Consider the following 26,718-nt stretch of genomic DNA (forward strand, 5'->3'; position numbering starts at 1 on the left):
GAGTCTCGCACTTCCGCTCCAATCAATCTTAAAAAGTTTCGTATTAAAAACAACAATCTTTACGAAAGGAGCCAAAATAAAAAATAAACAACCAATTAGGGTTCTCCCTTGGTTGTTTATTTTTATTCATGACCCCTGTGTTTGAAACAGTAATATTCAACTATTTATACTTTATTCTATTCTGAAATAAAAATCGATTAAGACTTTCCAGCCCATTTTCTGACCTGCCAAACGGATGACTTCCTGCCAGTCACCTATCGGAAGCTTTCGGGAAACGTCCACATACTTATATTCTTAAAGCCGTAAAGCAAATTCCCCCTACGGTTAAGATTAATCTTGAAATGCCTGACTCGGCTCTCTCCTTCTGCCCCAGCCAGACCAATCATTACTAATGCCTTCATGATTCGATACTTGCCCATATACATTGCATCAATGCCGAACGCACTTAAATAGCCTTTGCTGCATTGAGCAAAGGCTTACCTTTTTGACGAGTTTCTACTAATCATAAAAATAAAAATTCCGCCATGCAATTTCGTTTTTCTTCAACCTTTTTTTAAAAAAACAACTCTATTTCTCCACTTTTTCCTTATTTCTTAACTTCTCCACTTTTTCGGGAGTGAGGGTGATGTCCCTGACAGGAGAAACTCTTCCCCATTCATCCTTGTGAACGATGTGTTTTCGTTCAAATTTGGTCGGAGTATCTATACCTGCGGCAGCTGCAAGGTTAAATAGCCCCTCTCGGAGGGATATAACGTAATTGGCGACTCGGTATTGTTTTTCCTCAATGACCAGACCTTCCTGCAACTTTGAATCAGTTGTGGCTACTCCGGCAGGGCAATGATTTGTATGACAGATTTCAGCCATGATGCAGCCAACGCTAATCATAAAACCGCGGGCTATATTGACTAAATCTGCCCCCATCGCTAAAGCGACCGCCACTTTATCTGGAGAAGTCAGCTTGCCTGATGCAATCAGCTTGACCCGGTTACGTACACCATATTTTTTTAACATCTCATCTACGATTGGCAAGGCTGACATAATTGGGAGTCCGACTGCATCTGCAAGCTCCTGATAGGTTGCCCCAGTTCCGCCTTCTCCGCCATCCACCGTGATAAAATCCGGCCCTTTACCTGTATCTTTCATGGTTTTCGTCATTTCCTCAAGTGCATCAAGATCCCCTACAACAATTTTGATACCGATGGGCTTTCCGCCTACATCCCTCATTCTTTCCACAAATTCGAACAATTCATTAAAATTCTTGAATTCATAGAACCGGTTTGGGCTATTGATCGTTTGGCCAGGTTCTACCAGGCGGATTTGTGCAATTTCTTCTGTCACCTTTTGACCTTCAATATGCCCTCCTCTGATTTTGGCACCTTGTGCCAGCTTAATTTCAAATGCCTTTACTTGTTCTATTTCACTTTTCTTCTTGAATTCTTCCCAGGAGAACTCCCCACCTGGTGTCCTTACTCCAAACAGTCCCGGACCGATTTGCATCATGATGTCAGGATTTCCGGAGAGATGATATTTGGAAAGACCACCTTCACCAGTATTCATCCATGTTCCCCCTGCAAGCCCTAATCCTCTCGACAGTGCAGTGATGGCATTCTCACCGAGTGCCCCGTAGCTCATTGCAGATTGTCCTACGAGCCCCTTTAATTTAAAGGGATTCCGGCATGTATCCCCTCCGATTATGACAGCATCCTCGTCTCGTAAAAAGTACGGTTCTATTTGTCTATCTTCCCGCTTCTCCTTTCTGGTCAATAGACCTTCCTCATCTACTTCATATACCTTTGTATTGATTTTTTGGCTATTATCTATTCTCAATTCTTCCCGAAGATTGGGAAACATACTATTTCGAATATAGTATCCAGCCTCATTGAAGTCACGTTCCGATCCAAATCCGATTAAACGCTCCTTATATTTTCCTGCTTTTACAACATCCTCGAATTCCTTTCTTGAGAAAGGGGTGCCTTCATTATTATTTTCAAATAAATACTGCCTAAGTTCAGGTCCTATTTGCTCTGTCATGTATCTTATTCTGCCGATTAGGGGGAAATTCCTCAGGATTGAATGTTGTTTTTGTGTATCATCCTTTCGGTAAAAGTACGCTGCGGCCGCAACTGTCCCTAACACGGCAGATCCTTTTAAAACTGTAGGAAGGTAATTTTTTAACTTGGACATTTTATCACCCTTTGCTTCTTATTTTTTGTGCAAGTTACTCGAGTTATCTATAATCTTTGGAGTGCTTCATTAATCAGAATTTCTCCAGAAGTTACATGGAACGTTTTATTAAATACTTCTTTAGTATCCAGCGCTTTGACCAATACAGAAGCAATATCCTCTTTTGGTATCTCGCCTTTGTCATGCACAATTGATGGTCCAGCTTCTACTTTACCTATTCCCGGCTTATCCACAGGCATACTTGTCCGTATAACCGTATATGTAAGCTTTTCCTGTCTTAATAGCTCTTCCGAATGGTACTTGACATCGCTTGTACTAGAATCTAAGCTCTCCACTTCTTTTGCTCGCATGGTGTTCATCAGAACAAAGCGCTTCACCCCATGTTTCTTAGCAGCCTCAACTGAGTCCATTATTGACTGATGGTCAACCAGTATTGGTTTGCCCTCCCCCGTCCGAGGACTGGCGCCACTCAGGTAGATTACTGCTTCACAGCCCGAAAAAGCACTGGAAAAATCCCTACTTTCCAAAGAAACTACATCTCTTGCTCCAAGTTTAACCATTTCCTCTACTTTATTTTCTGCTCCCACCAGTGCTACCGGGCTATGGTGCCTGTCTGCCAGCTGTTTTACAACGTGCTCTCCGGTCATGTCCTCTGTTCCTATTACTAGAACTCTCATTTTAATACCTCCCTGCTAGTTTCATAATTTATATTTACCACTTTAATGTATAATGAAACAATTAAGCGTCTTCTGCCGTTTCGTTAATTTTAACGATTCTTTGATTGTTAAATATTAGGGAACCCTATTTATTCACTTTTTTTACTTATATTGGACGTACGTAATCTCTATCTGACATCCATTATTACTGAAGCTGTACAATTTAAAAATAAAGAAACCCAACTACACTGCTCTTGTGGAGTAAATTGGGTTTGATTTAGGTGATTATAAAAAACTTGACATTAATGAAGATTATTTCCTGGGGAAACTAAACCTAAAATTATCTCTTATAAAAATTAGTTTTTTCATACATTCCATAGTTAATCGCACCCAAACTTTCTTACGAACACCATATTGAGGAATTCCACACGAAGGATACTGGCCATCTATAAAGTATAAAAACTATATTTATCAATCCGGAAATGAGGATCCCCATTTTTTTCAAAACTGAAAAATTACTAACTACAGGAATGCTAAACTGACAAGCTTTCCATATATGAAAAAAGAACCTCTAGTAATAAACTAGAGATTCGGGATTAATAAATATATTGTAATTTTAATATATTAAATGAAAGCAATTAAATTAATATATTTCCATAATACGAGATAAACGAATAGAGAAAATCTTTTGATTTTCATCCTTTAAGGAAAGGGTTTGTTCATTAAGGTTAAGTTTATGCAATTGTCCCTTGCATGTTTTTAATACTCCTTCTTTATTATAAATGATGGTTGTTATACCCTTTTTTTTCAACGATTTCAAGATCAACTGATTATCTCCTTTCTGTCGATTCAATTATTTATTAAAATTGTATGATAAGTGGTGCAAAACTATGAAATCAATTAGGATATATATATTATACAATGAAAACAGTAAGCGTTTTCATTGTTGTTGTGAACAATTTGTGAAAGTTTGAACATTAGAATATTTTAGGAAAATCAAATAGCCTAGGAAATAGTAAAATCAGTAATAAAAAAATGGATATTAAGTGAATTGACTTTTAGACTGAAAATTACTTAACGTATAATATCCGCGTCTTATTGGCGCACTCCCTTATCGACAAAACGGGCTGATTTCTTTCATGATATATCCAAAGTCATTCCAAGATCATTCATAGATTTTCTAGTCTAGAAAGAATTAAACTTCCTATATTTTTCAAATTGTCATTTGGACTAAACGGTATTGCTTTTCAAAAGTTAGGTTTAAAAGAGATTGATAGATTTGAATGTTTGATCATTTTTTTACAATACAATTTATTGATGGCTTGAATACGTGATGCAATTCTTCATTAAGAAGGATCGCTTTTTCTTTGCGGCATAATCTTAAGGGAAAGCGGGTGTCAGATACCGATTGATATTCGGAATTTAAAGACTAATGCCTCATTTACAAATTATTCAGTTAAATGCATAATTAGGAAGATTATGAATAAGGAGGGATTATATGTATAGAAAATCACTAACAGTACTATTAGCTGCGGGTATGGTTCTATCTACTGGTACAGTATTTGCACAAACAAACGGAGCAATAAATGCCCAGTCTGACACAGCTTTTGATAACAAAGTTATCAAAAAAATTAGTGCGGACAATATGTATAATACGATTGCCTATCTATCAGAGCAACCGAGGGCTGCTGGTACAGAAGGGGAGCTCCGTGCAGTCAAATACATAGAAAGTCAGTTTAAAAGTCTTGGTTTTGAAACAAAGATTCAGCCTTTTCCCATCTATGATACGGTGCAAAATGTAAAAGTGAAAATTGGTGAAAGTGATTTAGGAGGAACACCGCGTGCCCTTAGCGGCAGTATCAGCGGGAAGGTAACGGCCGAACTTGTTAATGTCGGAAAAGCAAAGCCAGAGGAAGTTGGAGAAAATGTATCCGGGAAAATTGCACTAGTTGAACGTGGGGACATTACCTTTGTTGAAAAGGTTCAGAATGTCTTAAATAAAGGAGCGGTTGGCGTTTTAATGTACAACAACTCACCATCAGGAAATAATTTCGGACAAGTATCAGCGGGGCAAAATATACCTGCTGTAGCCATTACCCAAGCCCAAGGGTTAGAGTTGGTCGAACAGCTTAAAACTAAACAAATCACGTCCACTCTGGAAGTGGGAAAAGCTGAAAGAATCGAAAAGACATCCTACAATGTCATCGCTTCCCTAAAACCAAAAGCCAATAAGGATAATGGTCAAATCGTGACTGTGGGAGCCCATCATGATTCTGTCCCGGGCGGCCCTGGTGCAAACGATGATGCTTCGGGTGTATCAGCTGTGCTGGAACTGGCAAGGATCCTGGCCAAAACGCCAATTGACACTGAAATTCGCTTCCTCACGTTCGGATCTGAGGAAAGAGGGCTCGTTGGATCATCCTTCTATGCTGATTCCCTTCCCAAAGAGGATGTAGACCGCATGGTGGCTCACTTCCAAATGGATATGATAGGCGGACGTGATGCTGGCGAGGATAATCCTGCAGGTGGTTTGATTATGTATACCATTGATGGAATGAAAAACCTTGTGACGGACCTGGGTTCCTCAGCAGGGGCCAGAACGATGGATGTTGCGATTCCTTATGGACAGCTGGGCAGGAGTGACCACCAACCATTCCATGAACTTGGCATTCCATCCGCCTTGTTTATTCATTCCCCTGTAGAGCCTTGGTATCACCAGCCTACAGATACACTGGATAAGATATCGAAAGAAAAATTGCAGCAATCAGCTGAAATTGTCGGTGCCAGTGTGTATCAAATTGCCCGTCCGGAAACTCCGGCATTAACAAATGCACGTGTAGCTCCTGGCACGGTAGACTATGATTTTGATGACCGTCCGGTAGATTAGTTGTACAGAATTACTAGATTAATAATGGATCTTGGAGAAAATCAGGAGGGCACCTGTGTAGTTTACAGATGCTCTCTTCTTTTTATCGGCCAGCCTATAAAGCAAAAACCTTTTTAACTTACGCTATCATTTTGCAAAGCTTCCGAAACTTTTTTTAATAGGTATTATCTAATTCGACCAATGAAGTTCCGATTTAGATTTTTAGCTGCTTGTCCTGTTTACCCTTAACCCATAAAACAATCTAATTTAGTTTCACCTTTATTATTGTATGGATTTTATGACTATAACTGGCTTTTGACTTTGACAAATAAATTAATTTAATTGCTTTCATTTATCCCCAACAAAAACAAAGGATGATGAATTACTAGAAAACAGCGTATAACGACATATTTGTTAGATAAACTGATCATCCCTTTTATAAGCCAAACTATTCAAAAAAGGTAAGAGCATACAAGTAGCTCTTACCTCCCTTAAATTTTCCCCTGTTACTCTTCCTTACTTGCTGCCATATTCATGCTCGCTTTGACATTCTCCTGGCTGATGGTGGTGAATGGTAAATTTCGTTTTCCCGAGAAATTCTCAAGCAAGTCTTTGACATCAATTCCCGAAGATGCTTTTAATGACTCCTGCAAGGATGCCATTAAATCCGTTGCATACCCAGTCACTTTATTAGCCCCGCCATTCGCAACAACTCCAAACGCATTATTCTTGAGGTGCTCTTACACTTGTACGCAAAGACTTGTCGGTGATTTCTAAGTTGTGGATTACTGATCTTTCACACACCACCACTTGGCTTCGAGATTCTTATTCTGTTTTTTGTATCATGGATTCTGTGCGGCAGGGTCTCACAAATATTAGCTTATTTCCTCTCTAATTACGAGAGCCGCGAATGGCCTTAAACTACACTGATTCCCCTTTCGCATCCAAAGATGGTTGGAATTGAGATTGCCGTTTTTTTACTATTAATATTAATGTGACACCAACTACAAACAATGTGCTCGTCAATAATAATCCGGTGCTGAATCCAAAAAAACCAAGCAAAGCAGCCCCTACTAAACCACCTAAGTTACCTACAGAATTTATAATGGCAATGCCGACTGCAGCTGATGTTTCTGTAAGAAATAAACTCGGAAGTGACCAGAAGGGTCCTGCACCTGCAAAGATACCCATTGATGCAATCGTAAACATAGCAACTGCGATATATGGATTGTCAGTTAATGCACATCCGATAAAACCTGCTGCGGCAAAAATAGACCCTGCTATCGTGTGGATCCATCTTTCACCCTTCTTATCCGAATGACGAGCCCATAATACCATTGCAATAACCCCTGCAATAAATGGAATCATCGCTAATAAACCGATCAATGTATTAGACAACGTCCCAGATAGCGAATCTATAATAGACGGCATCCAGAAACTTAATGCATACATTCCTACCAGCGACGTAAAGTAGGCGAATCCCAGCATCCATACATCAGCATTTTTAAATACTTCCTTCTTTGAGTAGTTGTTCACCTTGACCTTTGCCTCATGTTCAGCTTTCAGTTCGCCCTCCAGCCAAGTTTTCTCTTCTTCTGTAAGCCATTTTGCATCTTTCGGACGGTCAGTTAAATAAAATAAGGTAACGATTCCGAGAATAACAGCAGGGATTCCTTCTACAATAAATATCCATCTCCATCCTGTCATGCCGAACCAGGTGATATTGTCAAGAATCCAAGTGGAAACCGGAGCGCTAATGATTCCTGCTACAGGGACAGACATGGTAAACAGGGCGACTGCCCGGGCCCGTTCCTTGCTTCTAAACCAATAAGTAAGATACAGAAGGATCCCAGGAAAAGCCCCTGCCTCAGCAGCCCCCAATAAAAAACGTAAAATATACAGATGAGCAGCGGATTGCACCCAACCGGTCAAAACAACGATCAAACCCCAGGTTATCAAAATTCTTGCCAGCCAAATTCTTGCCCCGATGCGGTCCATCAAAATATTGCTCGGCACTTCAAACAGAAAATATCCGATGAAAAAAATACCCGATACAAGTCCAAACACTTCGGCTGCTAAAGCAAGGTCTTTATTCATCTCTAAGGCTGCATACCCCAAATTGACCCGGTCAAGGAAGGCGATGACATACAAAATAAAAACAAACGGAATAATTCTTCTCATCACCTTTTTCATCGTACGATTTTCAAATGAGACTTGACTTTCAGTCACAGAGCATCTCTCCTTTATAGTTTAGCGATACCTGCTGTGATATAAGATGTAATAGACACTGGAGGTGTAATACCGGTGAAAATATCAAAATAAAAGACAAAGAAGTGGGCGGCGAAGACTCCGACATTTGTGAGTGAACTCACAACAACTTAAGAAATGGCTATTCCAATAAATCAGGCTGTTCTTTGACAATTCGACTCCATAAAGGCTGGAACTGAAACCAACCCGTTTGCGGAGATCCGACATAGTTACTTGTACGCTCTGCATGATGTTCGTCAATGAGCACAGGATTACCGACTGATTCAGCCATTAGTTGCGCTTGACAGGAACGTTCCATCGTGATGAACCACCATGCACACTCATCTACCGTTTTCCCAACAGTGAGTAAACCATGGTTACGCAAGATGACCGCTTTATGAGGCCCAAGCGCTTTGCCTATACGTCTTCCTTCTTCAAGGTCATGGACCACACCTGTGTAATCATCAAACACCGAATGATCCTTGTAAAAAGCACAGGCATCCTGCGTGATGGGGTCGAGCAAACGTCCCAGGGTCGACCACGTTTTCCCGTATACGGAATGCGAATGGGCCGCAGCGATAATATCCGGACGTGTAGAATGTACTTGGGAGTGAATAGTGAACGCTGCCCGATTAACAGGCCTCTCCCCTTCTACCACATCACCATTGTGATTAACCAGAATCAGATCAGAAGCCTTGATTTGGCTAAAGTGCATGCCGAACGGGTTCACCCAGAAACAATCTTTTTCTCCCGGATCTCTTGCCGTGATATGACCGGCTACGCCTTCATCAAATCCAAATTTGGAGAACAAGCGAAAAGCAGCTGCAAGACGTTGTTTGATATGTTTCCTTTCTTCTTCAACAGAACTGAAAGTCGGTGGTTCTTTTAAATTTTTTGTTACCATATTTTATCTATCCTCCTTAATTTTTGGCCTCTACCAAAAGGGTTCGGTCAAGTTCCACCACAGATTTTCTGCCGGAAAGGGCTATTGTTAAATCCATATCAGCGATGAGATTCCGAATAACCTTTTGGACACCTTGTTCAACTGCTAATGCCAATCCATAGTCATAAGGTCTTCCCAGGAGAACAGCAGACGCCCCGAGAGCCAATGCCTTTACTACATCTGCACCGCGTCTAATGCCACTGTCAAACAGTACAGGAACTTTTCCCTGGGCAACGTCACACACTTTTGGCAGCGCATTCAGTGCCGCTATCGCCCCATCCACCTGCCTCCCACCATGGTTAGATACGATTAAACCATCCACGCCGTAGTTTAACGCCAGTTCTGCGTCTCCAGAGTGAAGAATTCCTTTCAATAAGATTGGTAATTTCGTGTGATCACGGAGAAACTTTAAGTCTTCCCATGTCAGACTGGTATCTCCAAATATCTGCGACCAAAGGGAAATGGCACCACTCATATCTTCTTTAGGCGGTTTCAGTAACTTTGCACAAAAAGCAGGATCATTCAAATAGTTACCGAGTCCTTCTCCAAACGAGAATGGATGATACATATTTGCAAGATCGAACTCTCGCCATGCCATCATCGGGGTATCTAGTGTAACAACAAGCGGAATAACCGGCCGCTTCTGCACGACGGAGCATACTTGCAGCTATGTTGCGATCTTTACTCCAACACAATTGATACCACCTGGGTGAAGTATCCATGACATCAGCCACCTCTTCCATGGAACAACTCTCTTTCTTTACTCTTTCAAACAGTTCTACACCGGCAATCGCTGAGACCACCCACCATCGATGTTGTACAATCCCGTTCGGTATTACCGGGTCATATTCGCCACTGCCAGCCTGCTGACTTAATCGGGCTAAGGCATCATAGGATAGCGATGACAGATTTTCCGAGAAGGGAGTTAAAATATATCACTCATACTAAGAATGAAGTGTACATTCCATTCAGAGGGTATCTACCTAGAATTATGGAAGTTTCCACAGTACAGACAACTTCACTAATATACCAATGCTGATTAGTCAGTATATAAATAACTCTACTATTTAACTTTTTAAAAAATCTGGTTTCATGTAATTAGGGTTAGGATATTTGTAGAATCCTTCTCCTGATTCTCTTCCAAATTTCCCTTTATCGATAAACTCTGTTTTTAACCACTCAGCAACTTCAGCAGCTTGATTATCACCAGCTTTTGCTTTTTCAAGAAGGGCATTGTATGGAGTATTAAAACCAATAACATCATAAGCACCAAACGGCCCTATAGGAGAACCAGAAGCTATCATCCAAGTCTTATCAACAGTTTCTGGATCAGCAATCCCTTTCATCACCAAATACGTAGCAGCCTCTAAAAACGGACTTAATAAAGTATTTAGAATATATCCTGGCTGTTCTTTGTATAGGGGTATAGCCACCATACCAATCGTTTTTGCAAATTCAATCACTTCATCAAACACTTTCATGTCGGTTTCCTTGTGTTTCATGATTTCTGCCGTATTGTTTTTCCAAATTTCATTTGCAAAATGTAAAGCCAGAAATCTTTCTGGGCGTCCTGTCGCTTCCGCAAATTGGCTTGGTAATAATGTAGAGGAGTTTGTCACAAATGTGGTCTTCTCAGGTGCTACTTTCCCTAACTCCTTATAAAAATCAACTTTAATTTGAACTACTTCAGAAATGGCTTCAATCAAGAGGTCAGCATTGGACACAGCTTTCGATAAAACACTGCAAAAAGAAATGCGATTATAAGCCGAATTCACTTCTTCCTCTAAAGCTCCTAAATCTTCTTGATAACGCAGTTCTAAATTTCTGATTCTTACCTTTGCACGTTCTAAAGCTTCATCATCAATATCATATACTGTTACATTGAATCCCTTAAACGCAGTTTGAAAGGCAATCTGACTTCCTAAAACACCACTACCAGCAATGGTTATATTCATATATTCCATACTTTCAATCTCCTCTTTCATCCTTTTCAAGGTTCCTGTTTACACTTGTTATGACTATTTTTGAAGATTTACAAGTGAAACCTATTTACCAAATGAAAGTAGTATATTCTTGTCCTAATGTATAGTTCTTTATATTAGATTCGGAAAGGAATCGCCTGACCTTTTCTATTGTCTATATGGAACATTCCCAGTGTTTCACGTCCTCTGATTTAATTAATACAATGGTACTGATACGATATAATTGAATTAATATTTTCACATATATAGCTGAGTACTCATCTCGCACTTCTTGTACACGATTTTTGAAGGCATGATATATAGCCTTCAAAAATCGTGTATTATTACCAACTTTGTTGTATTATAAATGGAGTATTTCTCCCTATGAACGACCTCATCGACTGTTATTTCAGACCATCTACTATTTGGACGATTGCCCTATGAGATGAAAGACACTAGCATCCTAGTAATGAATATGGATTGAATTAAAATCTTGTTACATCAACCGGTTCGATACCGTTTTCAGCACAATATTGGTGATATTTCTCCAATGACGTTTGCCAATTGCTGATAAATAAGGTGTTGCCGTTTTCATCTTTAAACTCAAGTGCGCCATCAATGACAACAAATGTCATGATATCTTCATCTTGAGATATAGCCACTGGCCTATGCAGTGAACCAGCTGGTTCAAATACCACGTCCCCTGGTCCTGATACCCATTCCTCTTCAACATACTTCCATTTACCTTGAATAGTATAGACAATTATTGGGCCATGATGAAGGTGGGCAGGCACGTCTTGGTCACCCCCAGGGCTTTTGGTGAGCACAATATATTGACCTGTTATTGGGTTTACCTTACATAATTTTGTTTCCATACCACCTAATCCAGTCGGAACCCAAGGCAACTCCTTCGGGTCAACATAATTAGACGGTAGTACGTTGTTTGCAAATTTCATTTCCATTCCCCTCTTTCCATTTATTTACAGTCTTTTTCTCTCTTAACTTATACTTCTACCGAACAAACTGCACATCATTACTGTAAGCATCGGAAAAACAAATATTATATTGGTAGTGAAAACCTCCTATTCTTTATATTTTTTTGGAATATTCAATATATTCACAAATATAGTGTACCAATTAATTTCATTCTGATAAAATAGCTATTAATCATGATAAACATGACTAACAATCATATATAGAAAGCAAGTAATGGGTGAGTTGGTCATAAGTTCCTTCTGCACCATTTTTTGCGATCCCCCAAAGCTCTTGGTTTCCTCCTCAATTTAGGATCCAGGCTCTCATTCATCGCAAGAGTAAGCTGCGACTATTAAACATAAAAAAACACCTTGCTTTCGATCAAAAATTAAGGATTTTTGGCATTTTAATGGACTTAGGGATACGAATAATCTATGGTTGCATTGTTGAAGAAACGCACCATTTCATATTATAAGATCTGCCAGATATTTAAAGTGTACCCTTTGTAAAGGACATTTTTAAAAAGGGCACATGGAGAAGATGATTCTGTATTGAACAGGATTTACTTTTGGGGACAAGGATTCATAATAAAATATATAGAAGGATACGGGGAATGATCCATGCATATTGAGCAATTGGAATATATCGTAGAAATATCAGAAACCGGTTCATTTTCTGTTGCTGCAGAAAACCTTCATGTAACCCAATCCGGTATCAGTAAATCAATCGGAAAACTTGAAGAGGAATTAGGGATCAAAATATTTAACCGGTCACGGTCAGGGGCTTTGCCAACTGAGGAAGGAAAAACTGTAATTGAAAAAGCGTATGAGGTAATAATAAAACTTCAAGAATTCAGGAAAACAGCAAAAATACAATCGAGTCAAGCGCTTGAAGATCTGAAAATATCTGTATATCCACTTCTTATAGAATCTATATTTAAAAGCCTGTCGTCCTTTAAAGAGGACAACCCACACATCCAAATTGAAATAAAAGAAGCTCCTTCACATATCATTATTGAAAAAATCAAAAAAAAATCGGTTGATATTGGGCTTACGTATATCACTAAACAGATAATAGAGGATGAGGAATTAGATTCTGAGGTATTATTAAATAGTAAAGCGAAAATATGTGTAAGTAAAGACTCCCCATTGGCTTCTAAAGATTACTTGACGCCCCAAAATTTGCTCAATCAGTCTATCATTTTATATGATTCAAAGGAAATGAGAGAGGAAATGCATAATTTTTTAAAAAATTACGGGAAAATGAATGTATTGTGTGTTACAAATAACGTTAATTTGATTAGACAATTTGTTGCAGAAGGTTTAGTCATTTCCGCTACTTCTGACATATTCTTAAGAAACAATCCTTATATATCATCCGGGAAAATTATCCCAATTGATTTATTGCAATATTCCAATACATCAACATCCATAGGATGGGTAAGATTGAAAGAAAGAATGATTACGAAATCTACTAAAACATTCTTAAACCATTTGAAAGATCAGTTCCTAAAAGGTAATTATTAATTACGTGAAACAATTAGGATGTTAGTTATTTCCCAGATAGAATCTGTAAACCCAAGCTAAAAGGTTCTGGTGCAAATATGACCTGTTAGAAACATAGAATCTCAATATCCTAATCATCTATGAATTATGAGGCTACTCCAAATAAGTGAGACGTTATAGATATTTAAACTTCGCAATCACATTATATATTATATAATTAAATGCATCCCATTTTATTCTCTGTTACGGTAATAAATAGAGAATAAAAGCCTCTAGGTTCATCTTAGAGGCTTTTATTTATTGTATCTCATTGCAAAGAGTATTCTTACCTTATGAAACGATAAAAATAAAAAAAGAAATATTACCAATTAATACTGTTTCACCTTTATTAGAAATGGGTTGCAATTATTTTTTCGAGAACAGCAACTGGCTTTTGACAAGGGTGAAATCTCACTATTCCACTAACTATAGGTGCTTCATAAGAAGCCCTATCATAATAGGAATTAAAAGTTCTTTTTGCCCCTTTAGTATAGGAAATAAAATATTCTCATGAGTTTGACAAATAATTTACTTTAATTGCTTTCATTATCCCCAACAAAAACAAAGGATGATGAATTACTAGAAAACAGCGTATAACGACATATTTGTTAGATAAACTGATCATCCCTTTTATAAGCCAAACTATTCAAAAAAGGTAAGAGCATACAAGTAGCTCTTACCTCCCTTAAATTTTCCCCTGTTACTCTTCCTTACTTGCTGCCATATTCATGCTCGCTTCGACATTTTCCTGGCTGATGGTGGTGAATGGTAAATTTCGTTTTCCCGAGAAATTCTCAAGCAAGTCTTTGACATCAATTCCCGAAGATGCTTTTAATGACTCCTGCAAGGATGCCATTAAATCCGTTGCATACCCAGTCACTTTATTAGCCCCGCCATTCGCACCGCTCCCACCTGTGTCCACTACAGTGATCTTGTCTATATTACTAAGCGGGCTTGCCACTTGTTTTGCATATTCCGGCAGCATTTTCAAAATCATGTCCATTACGGCGGCTTGCCCAAACTGTTCAAATGCTTCAGCTATCTTCTGCTTGGCTTCTGCCTCCGCTACCCCTTTTAACCTGATGATTTCCGCTTCTGTCGTACCTTGTGCCCTTTGGGCGTCCGCTTTAGCGAGACCATCCATACGAACGCGTTCCGCTTCCGCTTTCGCCATGGCTTCAATTTTATACTTATCGGCATCCGCTTCTGTAATCTGTTTCATCTTGTTGGCGGAGGCTGCCTGCTCTACCGCATAACGGTCGGCATCGGCCTTTTTCTTCACTTCCGAATCATATTGCTTTTCACGGCGAAGGATTTCTTTTTCCTCCAGCTCAATTTGCTTTTGCCGTTCGATGATCCTGATTTGCATTTCCTGTTCGGTTACGTCCTGTTTAGACCTGGCGGTTTCAAGATCGTAAGCCTGGTCAGCCCGTGCCTTGGCAATATCCTGCTCGCGACGGAATTCCGCAACCTTTAGCTTGTTGATTTTTTCGGCTTCGGCTATTTCTGTTGCCCTTTCAAGTTCGGCACGCTGCGCTTCCTTAGAAGCTTCGGCTCGCTTGATTCGCGTTTCTTTCTCTGCATCGGCGGTAGCTATATCGGCATCCCTCTTTACCTGTGCAATCCTTGGCTTTCCGAGCGATTCAAGATAGCCATTTTTATCCCGAACATCTTTAATCGTGAACGATACGATAATGAGTCCCATTTTAGCCAAATCCTGCGAGGCAACCCTCTGTACTTCCTGGGAAAACTTTTCACGGTTTTTATAAATTTCCTCGACGGTCATCGAACCAAGGATGGAGCGAAGATGCCCTTCCAATACTTCCCGAGCTTCCTGTTCACGGTCATCTTTTGATTTACCAAGGAACTGCTCTGCCGCTGTGGCTATATCGGTGATTGAACCGCCAATCTTGATGATTGATACACCATCTGCCATGACAGGAACTCCCTGTTCCGTATATACTTCCGGAGTTGAAACCTCAAGCTTGCTAGACAATAAGCTCAGTGGTTCCGCTTGCTGGAATACCGGGAGAACGAAAGCCCCCCCGCCGCGGACGATTTTAATTTTATTTCCTGATTCGTCGATGTGAACATTTTTGCTTCCTAAGTAGCTTCCGGTCACGATCAATGCCTCATCAGGACCAGCCGTGCGATATTTCGTAACAAAGACAGCAATAAGTGCGATAAGTAAAACTGCAACAATGGCGACAACTATCCAAATCAAATCAAACATACCTTACCTCCTATTCTTTTTTCAATCCTGGTGGGGTATAACATAGATAACCCCATTTTTCACTTCGATGATCAAGACCTTTGTATCCGAAACAATTCCTTCATTCTTAAAGCTAGCCGCAGTTTTTGCGATGCTTCCACTGATGCTTTCTATCAGTACTTCCCCAAACCCGTCAACAGGGATTGATGTGAGAACCCTGCCGACCCTTCCTCTCAGGTCATTATCATGAAATGTCAAACTTTCTTCCGCTGATGAAATGGGAATCAAAACAAATACATTCAGTAAAGTGACGATGGTAAATGAAATGATGAGGGAAATGCCGCCACACAATCCAGCATTAAGCCCTGAAAGCGATTCAAGCAAAAAACCACTTGCAAAAAACACGGTCAAAAAGCTAAAAATGAGTGTAGGATTAAATATATCAGGTAATTCCAGGCCGGAAAATATATCATTAAACAAGATAAATAAGAATGTTGCCCCCCCGAATATAATTAACCCATATAAATAGACTGTTTCTAATGGAACTCCAAATAACTCCATCTCTGTCATCCTTTAAATTCGATTTTTCCAAGCCGCATAGTGCTTTAATGGCCTATGATAGTCGTTTTACCAATATTATTAATCTATGGTTTTAATCCCCTCCATTTACTTCGCTTACCATACATACGAATGATGCATAAAAAAGTTTCATTTATTTTCCAAGTTTTGAATTTACATTTAGAAAACCCTGTATTCTCTAGGACCATTATTGAAATAAAATGCATAATACCATTGACAGTGTTTACTTAACATATTAAAATTCTTTATATGTTAACTCGTTACATAACCAGGTTTACATTAGGAGGAAACACGATGAAGGAGCGTCATGAGAAGTTAAGAATGATGATGGTTACAGCATTATTTGCAGCACTTATAGGAATACTTGCCCAAATTACAATTCCACTGCCCTTAGTTCCGATTACAGGACAGACTCTAGCTGTTGGACTGGCAGCAACGATACTGGGTTCACGTTATGGAACCTCTTCCGTTTTATTATACCTGTTCATAGGGGCAGCGGGCGTACCGGTTTTCGCTGAAATGTCTGGGGGACTAGCTAAGATATTCGGTCCGACTGGCGGTTATTTATTATCCTATATCCCGACAGTATATATAACGGGTCTGATATTGGAAAAAACCCGTTTCTCAGTTGCAATGGCTTTCGTTGCAAATACAATCGGGATGATAATTACTTTGGTAATCGGTACGGTTTGGTTAAAATATATGAGTTCATTATCTTGGCCAGTGGCATTTGCCAGCGGTTTTGCACCATTTATAATCGTAGGCGTTTTAAAGGCATTCCTTGCATCTTGGCTTGGCATCACGATCCGTTCAAGGTTAGCGTCGGCTAATATGCTGCCTAAAAAAAATGCACCAATTTCCCAATGATGGGTATATGAAAGAGAGGATACCGCTTATGGTATCCTCTCTTTTCTTCTATATTAACTTCCAGATGACTGCAAAAAAAAAGACTCTTAAAAAAGAATCTTTTTTGCAAGTGTTTATTGCGGTCCTATCCCCATAAGTCCGAATATGAATAGCAAATGTATATTATCCCCTTTGCTAACCGTAATCATTTTACTATAGGAACAGTAATTTGACAACTATTGTCGGCACATATGAATATGTGGAATATAGTAACGTATTTTAGTTACTTATTATTCACTTTATATTCTTTTTTCGTACTATCTTCGAAAACGACCTCTAAATCAAATTCTTGATAGTCATCCTTCAAATTAAAAGCTTTTGTCACTTCTTGAATGACTTCCTCATCTGTTGAATCTTTATTGAATGTCAATTTTTCTAGAATCGGCGTCAATTCTTTCATTGCTTCATCACCGTGAGCTTCGTGTTTGTTAAGTTTGTCCTCGATCGAAGCTTCAGTTTGTGCTCCCATTGTATCATATTCAGCTTCGTATTCGTTATCATTGCCGGTATAATCCACTTCTAATTGAAAGTCCTTATATGTGAAAGGCAGTTTTTCATTATTATCCGTACCTGTTTCAGGATTATTTTCCGCTTGATTTTCATTTTCCTGAACCGGCGGGTTTTTCACTTCATCGTTTTCTTCGCCGCATCCGGCCAAAACAATCATAGCGGCAAACGGCACTGATAATATTTTGATTGATCTTCTCATTAGTCTTTTCCTCCTTTAGATTGTATACCTAAATTATTTCCTGATCGGGGTCATTTAAAACCTCAACCGCTCTCTCAAATACATCAAATCGGCCAAGTGATCATAGTGGAAGGATATAAAACAATACCGCAAAAAAGTGTGTGGCAGTTCCCCCAAGCACGAATACATGCCAAACCGCGTGATGGAACGGAAAACCTCGCCAAACATAAAAGATGGCTCCAAACGTATAAAGCAATCCCCCTGCAATCAGTAACTGGATACCCGCTGCAGGCATCGTAGCTGTGAGTGGTCCCCAAACGATAACGATCATCCACCCCATGGCAATATAAAGAATCGTCGAAAGGAAGAGGAATTTTTTCACATAGAAAGCTTTGAAGATGACGCCAATGATTGCAACTCCCCAAATGATACCTAGCAGGGTCCAGCCCAGTGACCCTTTGATCACAAGAAGCATGATGGGCGTGTATGTTCCTGCAATGAATATATATATGGCTGAATGATCAAAGATTTCAAATATATCCTTTGTTTTACCTTCTGGAAAACTATGCACTAAAGTGGAAGAGACGTATAAAAGAAGCATGGAAACACCATATATGACCGAAATGACTACATTCCACGGCGACCCTGTTTGGTCTGAGAATATGATTAACAACACAAGTGCGGCAATACTCAACAAAACGCCGACACCGTGGGTTATCGCATTGACCACTTCTTCTTTTTTTGTATAAACATAAGTATTGGCCATGTTACAGCTCCTTAATTCCGGATTTTCTTTTAGTATTCCCCTAAAGTATACATCAGATCTTCCAAGCAATATAGAAAAGTGAATAGTAACTTGATTAACTGCCACTAATTAGATTATTATCTAATTAAAAGGAAGGGGATAAAAGTGCAGTTAGAAAAATTGGTGGCTTTCCACAAGACGATTGGCGATGTGACAAGGATCAGGATAATATCCATCCTGTCAAACGGTCCAAAACACGGACAGGCACTTGCTGGAATACTTAAATTGACGGCTCCTACCATCTCACACCATTTATCGAAATTGAAAGACATTAATTTAGTGAAGGATCGGAGGGAAAAAAATACGGTCTATTATTTTTTAAATGAAGATGTACTGAAGCATTATTCATCAGCATTACCTAAAATCGTTTCAACTAAGGGGGACTCCAATAAAATGGATAATCAAAAGCTGATTTTAGAACATAAAAAGATTCTTGAAAACTTCTTTACTCCAGATGGTCGCCTAAAAACTATACCAGCACAGAGAAAAAAGAAAATGATCGTACTTCATCATATTGGAAGCCTTCTGGAAAAGGGACGTAAATATCCAGAAAAAGAACTGAATGAAGTCATCCAGTCTTTCCATGATGATTATGCAACCATAAGACGTGAACTCATTATCGGAAGCATCATGTATCGCGAAAACAGCATTTATGAACTGAATCCCCGCGAAATGTGGGCTGATATCGGTTAAACTATTCTAAAATAAAAGAACCGGCTCCCCATTTGGAAAGCCGGTTCTTGTGATGCAGTTTATATGGCAAAATGGTGTCCGCCGATAATTTTTATTACTTCTAATTTTTTCATCCATTCGCTGTCCGAAATACTGGGATTCCAAAAATACAAGGCATCATTTGTGTAGCCATGAATAGCCAATGCTTCATTGACAGCTCTCTTGGCATCATTTCCTGCCGGTTTGTTAATACTGCCATCACCAACAGGCGAGAATTGGTTTTTTTGATAAATCACTTCCCGGACCGTATCAGGGAATTCATTGCTATCAAGGCGATTCAAAACAACTCCCGCCACCTCGACCTTTCCTCTGTATGGTTCCCCTTTGGCTTCTGCATGCACAAGCCTTGCTAATAATTCTTTATCTTTATCATTCATTACATGCGGAATAATCAATGTTTTACCAGGTTCGGCAACATTATTTACGTTATGATTGACTTCTTTTAATTTTCCGATCGGCACACCGTGCTGCTTTGCGATATCCCAGATCGATTCACCTTGTTTAATAACATGTTTGGTTGCCCCATCAGAAGCTTCACTTGTCGTTCCCTTAGGAAAAGCTATACCAAGTACGATGACACTTAGAGTCATTATCACGGATATTAATACTGATAATTTCATCCTGTTACCTCCTCGTTAAGCACCTTCCTAGGATAACAGACCATATGGGAGAAAACAGTGCTAAATTTTTTCCAAGGAAATGAAGGAAAAATTTTCTCGGTTCCATTTACCTTCGGAATTTTAATGATTCCCACTCTTCCCGCAGCATTCCCATTCTGATTGAATCATAATAATAACCATCATGATAGCGGCATTTTCTCAGTCTTCCCTCTACTTGCATGCCCACCTTTTTGCCAACTGCAATCATGCGTTCATTACCTGACCAAGTTGTAAGTCCAACCCGTTCAATCTCCAGGCTTTCGAATAAATACCCAATGAACATCATTAATGCTTCTGTCCCATGACCGCCATTCCAATACTTGGGATCAAAAATAGTAATCCCGATTTCAAGCCAGCGTGAAGGTTCATGTTCCCAGTAATATACAACAGATCCTATAATTTGATCGTTTTTTTCCATTAATAGCTCAGAGTGAGCCCCGATTTTCTCATCATAGGTTTTATGTTTCGTTTCTTTATCGATAAACGTATGGAAATCAATGAGTTCAAGAGGGAGATAAGGCGCATCCCACTTTTTCCATTCTGGATCTGTTTCGCCATATTTGAGGCTCCATAAACGTTTTAAATCGTCTTGTTTAACATTCCTCAATATGACTTTGCTTCCTTCAATCCGAACATCGTCCAATCCGCTTCCTCCCACTTCATCCATGCTGTACCTTCCATTTTACTGGTCGACACATAATTTAATAAAATATTGCCTTTCTCTTGGACCATCGAATTCACAAAAATACACACCTTGCCAAGTACCAAGGACTAAGCTCCCTTTATGGATGATCACCTGTTGTGAAGAACCAACCGTACTTGATTTCAAATGGGCAGCCGTGTTTCCTTCCATATGTAAATCCAATGTATGATTCCATGGGTATTGCTCATCCAGTCTTCTTAATATATCCTTTTTGACATCGGGGTCAGCATTTTCATTGATCGTGATCCCAGCAGTCGTATGTGGACAATATATAAGAGCTACCCCTTCTTGAATCCCCTTTTCCTTGATGAATGCCTGTACTTCTGTCGTAACATCAATCATATCATCCCTTTTCATCGTTTTTAAGGTATTTTTCTTCAGCATGTACATTCACTCCTTTTGTTCATTTTAATCACCTTTACCCATAAACATAAAAATCCATGCTTTCTTAAACCAATCACGACTAAAATATAAGGAAATCTTATCGATGGCAATTAAAAAAATAATCTATCCTTATTAATCTTTTTATTTTAAAATTGGATATATAAGGAATTGGAAGGGGGTGCAAGATGAACTTCATTTTTAAGTCAATCGACCATTACCAATTAGCATCTCCTAAAAATACCGAGGACCAATCAAGGAAGTTTTTCACTGAGATACTAATGTTCCGGGAAGTGAAAAAGCCTCCGTCATTAAGTTCCAATGGCGGGTTATGGTTCGAATCGGGATCAATCAAGATTCATGTCGGAACGGAAGATCATTTCATTCCCGCAAGAAAAGCGCACCCAGCAATTGAAGTTGAAAATCTCAACGAATTTAAACAACATTTAATGACTAAGCATATTTCTTTTACAGAAGATGGAAGGTTGCCCGGTGCGAACCGTATATATTTATCCGATCCCTTCGGCAACCGGATCGAAATATTGGAATGGAAATAATAAAAAGCGGGTCCATTTATCCCGGACCCGCTTTTGTAGAATATTTATTTTTGTTTCTTTTTCCAGAATCCCAATATTAAAGCGGTAATGAGGGCTCCTATTAAAATCGCCAGCAAATAGCGGAAAGGATGGTTGACTAGGGGGATGACGAATATACCCCCATGCGGCGCTGGCAATGTTACACTAAAAGCCATTGACAGCGCTCCTGCCGTCGCTGATCCAACAACACTGCTGACAATAACCCGCAATGGATCCGCAGCCGCAAAAGGAATGGCTCCCTCTGTAATGAATGAAGCACCCATGAAGTAATTAGTGAAACCGGATTTCCTTTCCATTTCACTGAATTTACTTTTAAAGAATGTAGTTGCAAGTGCGATTCCAAGAGGAGGAACCATTCCGCCAGCCATAACTGCAGCATGCGGTCCAAAACTTGATGCTTCAATGGCTGCAATCCCAAAAGTGAATGCCGCTTTATTTAAGGGGCCACCCATATCCACAGCCATCATACCCCCAAGTATCAAGCCCAGGAATATGGCGTTCGTGCCGGATAAGCCCTGCAGCCAATTGGTCAGGCCTGTGTTAATTGCAGTTACTGGTTCATTTATGAGAAATATCATGATAAACCCTGTAATTAACATCCCGAATACAGGATAAAGTAAAACCGGTTTAATGCCATCAAGTGTTTGCGGTAACTTGGAAAACAATTTTCTTAATAGTAAGACGACATAACCTGCAAGGAAACCTGCGATCAGTCCACCAAGAAAACCGGCATTAGCCTGTGCTGCCAATAATCCCCCTACCATACCAGGGGCAAAACCTGGACGGTCGGCTATACTTGAAGCAATGAATCCTGCGAGTACTGGGACAAGTAAGAAGAAGGCTCCATTTCCCCCACCAATATCACTTAATGCTTTGGCAATGGGATTATAATCCGGATTTGCCGGATCGGCTGCCTCAATTCCAAAAAAGAAAGAAAGCGCAATCAAGATTCCGCCCCCGACGACAAATGGAAGCATATTACTTACGCCATTCATTAAGTGCTTGTAAATCCCCAATCCTCTTTTAGCTGAATCACCTTCATCATTTTTATCATTTCCAGTTCCTTTGTAAACAGGTGCATCCTGATTCACGGCTCTGGTTAACAGTTCCTCGGTCTTCCGGATCCCATGGGCAACAGGGACAATAATGACATGTTTTCCATTAAAACGATCCATTTCAACCTGCTTATCAGCCGCAACTATAATGGCATCCGCCTCTTCAATTTCTGTTGCGGTTAGTCCATTTTTTATACCTGTGGAACCATTTGTTTCCACTTTGAAATCGATTCCCATTTCCTTCGCTTTGGCCTTTAACGCATCGGCTGCCATATAAGTATGGGCAATTCCTGTTGGACAAGCTGTAACGGCAAGGATTTTACCCCCTTTATCGTTACTGCTGGCGCCATTACTCGATTGCTGCTCTTCACTTTCTTCTTCATAAGCTTCCATTTCTTTCTGATTGATTATCTCCAACACTTCCTCACCAGAAGAAGCAGAAATCAATCGGGTCCTGAATTTATCATCCATCAGTAACGAGGAAAGCCTGGAAAGGGTTTCCAAGTGATCTGCATTCGCTCCTTCACTGGCTGCAATCATAAAGAACAAATGGGCCGGCTGTCCATCAAGCGATTCATAATCCACACCACTGACCGATTTGCCGAAACAGATGGCAGGTATCTTTACAGCATTTGTTTTTGCATGCGGTATGGCTATCCCTTCACCAATCCCGGTTGTGCTTTGCTCTTCACGTTTTAAGATGGCAGCTTTGAAACCATCGACATCATTTAACCTGTTCGCCTCGGCTAACTTTCCTGATAGTTCATCAATGACTGCTTGCTTTGTAACACTTTGAAGATTGATTATGATTGTATCCAATTTTAACAAGTCTGTAATTTTCATAGAGTCAGCCTCCTGTTAGTTGATTGATAGCAATTTGCGGTAATAACTCTTCAATTTTATCCAATGTACCGAGATCGGATGAAAAGGCTGTAGCACTTCCTGCCGCAAGACTGAAGCGGAAAGCGGATAGAATATCCCCTGTTCTTTCATATGTCCCGATGAAACCTGCGACCATGGAATCACCGGCACCCACTGAGTTGATGACGTTCCCTTTTGGAACATTTGCGGAATATGATTCTCCACCCGAGCAAAGCACGGCACCCTGTCCCGCCATTGAGACAATAACGTTTTGTGCTCCTGCTTCAACCAATTTAGCGCCATATTCCCTAGCATCATCAATGGTACTTATTTCGGTGGAAAAAAGCTCACCCAGTTCATGATGATTGGGCTTTATTAAAAATGGCCGGTGTGGAAGGACATTCAGTAATTCCTTGCCGCTAGTATCCACCACCACTTTAATGCCATTATGGGTACAAGACCTTGCCATGGCTTCGTATACATCCGAAGGAACGCTTGGAGGGATGCTTCCTGACAAAATGAGGATATCATTATTGTTCAACTGTTCAATCTGACTAAATAATTGTTGATAATTCCCTTTTGAAATGACTGGCCCTTGGCTATTTATTTCGGTCTCAAGCCCTGTTTTCAATTTAATGTTAATTCTTGTATCTCCAGCTATTTCTGTAAAGTCCGTGAAAATCTCTTCCTGTCTTAAAAACCTTTTAACAAATTCACCTGTTTGTCCACCGATGAATCCTAACGCTGTTGTACTATTTCCCAGCCTTTTTAGCACACGGGAAACATTGATCCCTTTCCCCCCAGGGAATTTTGCATCATAACTGGTTCGATTTACCTTGCCCATTTGAAAGCTCTCCACTTCGACCAGGTAATCGATGGATGGATTAAGTGTCACTGTATAAATCATTAAATGGTCACGACCTTTACCTTTGGATTTTTTTGAAGGTGAGCAACAGCCTCTTCATCATTGCTGTCAGTAAGGATAATGGCATCGCTTACATCTGCCACCTTGGCGAAAGTAGCTTCATTAAGTTTTGAACTGTCAGCAAGCACGTAGGTCTCGTTAGAGAGACGTAATGCCATCTTCTTCAGCAGGGCTTCCTCCGGGTCGGGGGTTGTGAAACCCAATTCTTGATGGATGCCGTTCATTCCCAAGAAACATTTATCAAAACGGTATTCATTCAAAAACTGTACAGCATTACTTCCTATAACCGCATTTGTCGAAAACTTTATCGTTCCGCCAACTAACACTGTTTTGATTTCCAATTCGATGAGTTTTGGAATATGCATAAGACCATTTGTCAGCACCGTTATATTTTTATCTTTTAAATAAGGAATCATTTCGGCAGTTGTCGTGCCTGCATCAAGATATATACAATCGTTTTTCTCTATGAATGAAGCCGCCAGCTTTGCTATAAGTTGTTTTTCAGCTCTTGCTTTGTATTTCTTTTCCATAGTTGTTGGTTCAAGGCCTTTTCTTTGCAGTAAAGAGGCCCCGCCATGTACGCGTTTCAAGAGCTTCATTTCTTCGAGTTGCACTAAATCTCTCCGAATGGTCGACTCCGAGGCTTGTAACTGATCTACAAGCTCCTGCAGCTTTACCGTTCCTTGTTCTTTAAGGATCGATAAGATGAACTGGTGCCTTTCAGTTGTCAACAATTCACCCACCTCACTTTAATATCATCATCATATATGAAAATGAAGGAATAATCAATCATAAACGTTTAAAAATAATCAAATTCATCCAAAAATACATTCAAAAACATTCATTTTTTATTAGAAATGAACTTTGTTGAATTTCATTATCTTTTTTTCTATGAAAATATCCTTTCTGTTCAACAAAAAACCCCCCCATGTCAAGATGACAGGGGGGTAGTATTATTTTATTAGCCTTGAAGTAAAAGTTGTTCTGGATCTTCAAGCATATCTTTGATGGCCACCAAGAAACCAACAGCTTCTTTTCCGTCTACGATACGGTGGTCATAAGATAATGCAAGGTACATCATTGGTCTGTTTTCGATTTGGTCTCCAACAGCGATTGGACGAGTCTTGATTGTATGCATGCCCAAGATCCCAACTTGAGGGGCATTCAATATTGGTGTTGATAATAGGGAACCGAAAGTCCCTCCGTTAGTGATGGTAAAAGTACCACCTGATAAATCTGAAAGTCCCAGTTTGTTGTTACGCGCTTTAACAGCTAAATCAGAAATGTTCTTCTCGATTTCAGCAAAGCTTTTGCGGTCGGCATCCCTTACAACCGGAACGACAAGACCTTCATCAGTGGATACTGCTACACCGATATCATAAAAGTTCTTTTTCAGGATATGGTCGCCTTGGATTTCAGCATTCAATAACGGATATTTTTTCAATGCGCCAATGACCGCTTTAGTGAAGAATGACATGAAACCAAGTTTAACATCATTTGTTTTCACGAAAGAATCCTTATGGCGGTTACGCAATTCCATGACTGCAGAAAGATCGACTTCGTTAAAAGTTGTAAGCATGGCTGCTTCTGATTGTACTTGAACTAGACGTTTGGCAATGGTTTGACGACGGCGTGTCATCTTAACCACTTCAATGCGGTCATCATTTACTTCAACAGGAGCGGCTGCTTGTTTAGTTGCAGGAGCTTGTTTTGGAGCTGCCGCCGGTGCTGCAGGAGCTGCAGGTGCATTACTTGCTGCTTCTACGTCTTGTACACGTACTCGACCCAGTGGATCTGCTACAGGCACTTGAGTCAAGTCAATTCCTTTTTCACGAGCCAATTTCCTTGCAGCTGGTGATGCAATAACTTGTTGAGTGGATGATGCTTCTTTCGCTTCCGCTTTTGGAGCCTCTTTAGCAGGAGCCGCTTGTTCAGCCTTAACTGGTTCTGCTTTAGCTTCTTCAACCTTAGGAGCTTCCGCTTTTGGAGCTGCTGCAGCTGATCCATTTTCATCAACGATGGCGATAGCCTGTCCGACTTGGACAGTATCGCCTTCTTCTGCTAAATGTTCCGAAAGTGTACCAGTATAATCTGAAATGATTTCAACGTTCACTTTATCCGTTTCAAGTTCAAGGACATATTCTCCTTTTTCAACGTGATCACCGGGTTGTTTTAACCATTGCGCAATAGATCCTTCAGAAATTGATTCTGCTAATTCAGGTACTTTTACTTCAGCCATT

23 protein-coding genes and 2 pseudogenes are annotated in these 26,718 nt (G+C 39.9%); 5 read left to right on the forward strand and 20 right to left on the reverse strand.

All coding sequences use genetic code 11. The features are described 5' to 3' along the window. Nucleotides 1–567 precede the first annotated feature (567 nt). The 3 genes from J7I96_RS27380 to J7I96_RS27390 all read right to left on the reverse strand — a co-directional run bounded on the left by J7I96_RS27380 (nt 568) and on the right by J7I96_RS27390 (nt 3,693). Nucleotides 568–2,184, reverse strand: a complete 1,617-nt coding sequence (locus J7I96_RS27380; RefSeq protein ID WP_214771395.1) for an FMN-binding glutamate synthase family protein — start codon at nt 2,182–2,184, stop codon at nt 568–570. A gap of 47 nt (nt 2,185–2,231) precedes the next feature. Continuing rightward, on the reverse strand, nt 2,232–2,861 hold the full coding sequence (locus tag J7I96_RS27385) for an NAD(P)H-binding protein (RefSeq protein WP_214771397.1): 630 nt from the start codon (nt 2,859–2,861) through the stop codon (nt 2,232–2,234). A gap of 622 nt (nt 2,862–3,483) precedes the next feature. Next, entirely contained in the window at nt 3,484–3,693 is a 210-nt protein-coding gene (locus J7I96_RS27390; protein ID WP_396020159.1) for a YolD-like family protein, read from the reverse strand. Nucleotides 3,694–4,338: 645 nt separating this feature from the next. Here J7I96_RS27390 and J7I96_RS28545 point away from each other — a divergent pair. Next, nucleotides 4,339–5,727, forward strand: a complete 1,389-nt coding sequence (locus J7I96_RS28545; RefSeq protein ID WP_214771399.1) for a M28 family peptidase — start codon at nt 4,339–4,341, stop codon at nt 5,725–5,727. A gap of 485 nt (nt 5,728–6,212) precedes the next feature. Here the strand turns inward: J7I96_RS28545 and J7I96_RS27400 are convergent. The 6 genes and pseudogenes from J7I96_RS27400 to J7I96_RS27425 all read right to left on the reverse strand — a co-directional run. Next, nucleotides 6,213–6,410 (reverse strand): annotated as a pseudogene (locus J7I96_RS27400) (flotillin family protein); the annotation flags it as partial. Between the two features lie 217 nt (nt 6,411–6,627). Continuing rightward, nucleotides 6,628–7,935: an MFS transporter gene (locus tag J7I96_RS27405; RefSeq protein WP_264894889.1), complete on the reverse strand. Its 1,308-nt coding sequence runs from the start codon at nt 7,933–7,935 to the stop codon at nt 6,628–6,630. Between the two features lie 160 nt (nt 7,936–8,095). After that, nucleotides 8,096–8,857: a class II aldolase/adducin family protein gene (locus J7I96_RS27410; protein WP_214771401.1), complete on the reverse strand. Its 762-nt coding sequence runs from the start codon at nt 8,855–8,857 to the stop codon at nt 8,096–8,098. Between the two features lie 16 nt (nt 8,858–8,873). Continuing rightward, nucleotides 8,874–9,639: pseudogene (locus tag J7I96_RS27415) on the reverse strand (alpha-hydroxy-acid oxidizing protein). A gap of 324 nt (nt 9,640–9,963) precedes the next feature. After that, on the reverse strand, nt 9,964–10,860 hold the full coding sequence (locus J7I96_RS27420; protein ID WP_214771404.1) for a 3-hydroxyacyl-CoA dehydrogenase: 897 nt from the start codon (nt 10,858–10,860) through the stop codon (nt 9,964–9,966). Between the two features lie 482 nt (nt 10,861–11,342). Next, the gene (locus J7I96_RS27425; protein ID WP_251025223.1) at nt 11,343–11,813 is read right to left on the reverse strand and encodes a 2,4'-dihydroxyacetophenone dioxygenase family protein; all 471 of its coding nucleotides are present in this window, start codon (nt 11,811–11,813) and stop codon (nt 11,343–11,345) included. Between the two features lie 639 nt (nt 11,814–12,452). On the opposite strand from J7I96_RS27425, the gene J7I96_RS27430 reads away from it, so the two are divergent. Continuing rightward, nucleotides 12,453–13,358, forward strand: coding sequence for a LysR family transcriptional regulator (locus J7I96_RS27430; RefSeq protein ID WP_214771410.1), 906 nt, complete (start codon nt 12,453–12,455; stop codon nt 13,356–13,358). A gap of 718 nt (nt 13,359–14,076) precedes the next feature. Here J7I96_RS27430 and J7I96_RS27435 read toward each other — a convergent pair. Beyond that, on the reverse strand, nt 14,077–15,609 hold the full coding sequence (locus J7I96_RS27435; RefSeq protein ID WP_048679968.1) for a flotillin lipid rafts scaffold protein FloT: 1,533 nt from the start codon (nt 15,607–15,609) through the stop codon (nt 14,077–14,079). Between the two features lie 21 nt (nt 15,610–15,630). Continuing rightward, the gene (locus J7I96_RS27440; RefSeq protein WP_214771413.1) at nt 15,631–16,149 is read right to left on the reverse strand and encodes an NfeD family membrane protein; all 519 of its coding nucleotides are present in this window, start codon (nt 16,147–16,149) and stop codon (nt 15,631–15,633) included. 312 nt (nt 16,150–16,461) lie between these two features. On the opposite strand from J7I96_RS27440, the gene J7I96_RS27445 reads away from it, so the two are divergent. Then, entirely contained in the window at nt 16,462–17,034 is a 573-nt protein-coding gene (locus tag J7I96_RS27445) for a biotin transporter BioY (protein WP_048679976.1), read from the forward strand. 262 nt (nt 17,035–17,296) lie between these two features. Here the strand turns inward: J7I96_RS27445 and J7I96_RS27450 are convergent, their stop codons facing one another. Both J7I96_RS27450 and trhA read right to left on the reverse strand, forming a co-directional pair. After that, nucleotides 17,297–17,782: a YusW family protein gene (locus tag J7I96_RS27450; protein WP_214771416.1), complete on the reverse strand. Its 486-nt coding sequence runs from the start codon at nt 17,780–17,782 to the stop codon at nt 17,297–17,299. 100 nt (nt 17,783–17,882) lie between these two features. Further along, on the reverse strand, nt 17,883–18,527 hold the full coding sequence (gene trhA / locus J7I96_RS27455) for a PAQR family membrane homeostasis protein TrhA (RefSeq protein ID WP_214926348.1): 645 nt from the start codon (nt 18,525–18,527) through the stop codon (nt 17,883–17,885). 144 nt (nt 18,528–18,671) lie between these two features. On the opposite strand from trhA, the gene J7I96_RS27460 reads away from it, so the two are divergent. Next, the gene (locus tag J7I96_RS27460) at nt 18,672–19,259 is read left to right on the forward strand and encodes a DUF2087 domain-containing protein (protein WP_214771422.1); all 588 of its coding nucleotides are present in this window, start codon (nt 18,672–18,674) and stop codon (nt 19,257–19,259) included. Between the two features lie 59 nt (nt 19,260–19,318). Here the strand turns inward: J7I96_RS27460 and J7I96_RS27465 are convergent, their stop codons facing one another. The 3 genes from J7I96_RS27465 to J7I96_RS27475 form a co-directional block, all read right to left on the reverse strand. Further along, the gene (locus tag J7I96_RS27465) at nt 19,319–19,918 is read right to left on the reverse strand and encodes a cell wall hydrolase (protein ID WP_251025224.1); all 600 of its coding nucleotides are present in this window, start codon (nt 19,916–19,918) and stop codon (nt 19,319–19,321) included. A gap of 106 nt (nt 19,919–20,024) precedes the next feature. Next, nucleotides 20,025–20,600 (reverse strand): GNAT family N-acetyltransferase, encoded by a 576-nt coding sequence (locus J7I96_RS27470; RefSeq protein ID WP_214771493.1) that lies wholly within the window; start codon nt 20,598–20,600, stop codon nt 20,025–20,027. 39 nt (nt 20,601–20,639) lie between these two features. Beyond that, on the reverse strand, nt 20,640–21,044 hold the full coding sequence (locus J7I96_RS27475) for a secondary thiamine-phosphate synthase enzyme YjbQ (protein ID WP_214771425.1): 405 nt from the start codon (nt 21,042–21,044) through the stop codon (nt 20,640–20,642). 185 nt (nt 21,045–21,229) lie between these two features. Between J7I96_RS27475 and J7I96_RS27480 the strand changes: the two genes are divergently transcribed. Then, nucleotides 21,230–21,598: a VOC family protein gene (locus J7I96_RS27480; RefSeq protein WP_214771428.1), complete on the forward strand. Its 369-nt coding sequence runs from the start codon at nt 21,230–21,232 to the stop codon at nt 21,596–21,598. A 44-nt stretch (nt 21,599–21,642) separates the two neighbouring features. Here J7I96_RS27480 and J7I96_RS27485 read toward each other — a convergent pair whose 3' ends face one another. The 4 genes from J7I96_RS27485 to odhB form a co-directional block, all read right to left on the reverse strand. Further along, complete coding sequence (locus tag J7I96_RS27485) at nt 21,643–23,535, reverse strand: PTS fructose transporter subunit IIABC (protein ID WP_214771432.1); 1,893 nt, start codon at nt 23,533–23,535, stop codon at nt 21,643–21,645. A 4-nt stretch (nt 23,536–23,539) separates the two neighbouring features. After that, entirely contained in the window at nt 23,540–24,460 is a 921-nt protein-coding gene (gene pfkB / locus J7I96_RS27490) for a 1-phosphofructokinase (protein ID WP_214771435.1), read from the reverse strand. After that, nucleotides 24,460–25,212 (reverse strand): DeoR/GlpR family DNA-binding transcription regulator, encoded by a 753-nt coding sequence (locus J7I96_RS27495; RefSeq protein ID WP_214771437.1) that lies wholly within the window; start codon nt 25,210–25,212, stop codon nt 24,460–24,462. Before J7I96_RS27495 ends, pfkB begins: the two co-directional genes overlap by 1 nt. A gap of 227 nt (nt 25,213–25,439) precedes the next feature. Beyond that, the gene (odhB, locus tag J7I96_RS27500; protein WP_214771440.1) at nt 25,440–26,717 is read right to left on the reverse strand and encodes a 2-oxoglutarate dehydrogenase complex dihydrolipoyllysine-residue succinyltransferase; all 1,278 of its coding nucleotides are present in this window, start codon (nt 26,715–26,717) and stop codon (nt 25,440–25,442) included. Between the last annotated feature and the right edge of the window lies 1 nt (nt 26,718).

It is taken from the genome of Bacillus sp. ISL-78, from assembly GCF_018613455.1.
GTDB lineage: Bacteria > Bacillota > Bacilli > Bacillales > DSM-1321 > Peribacillus > Peribacillus frigoritolerans.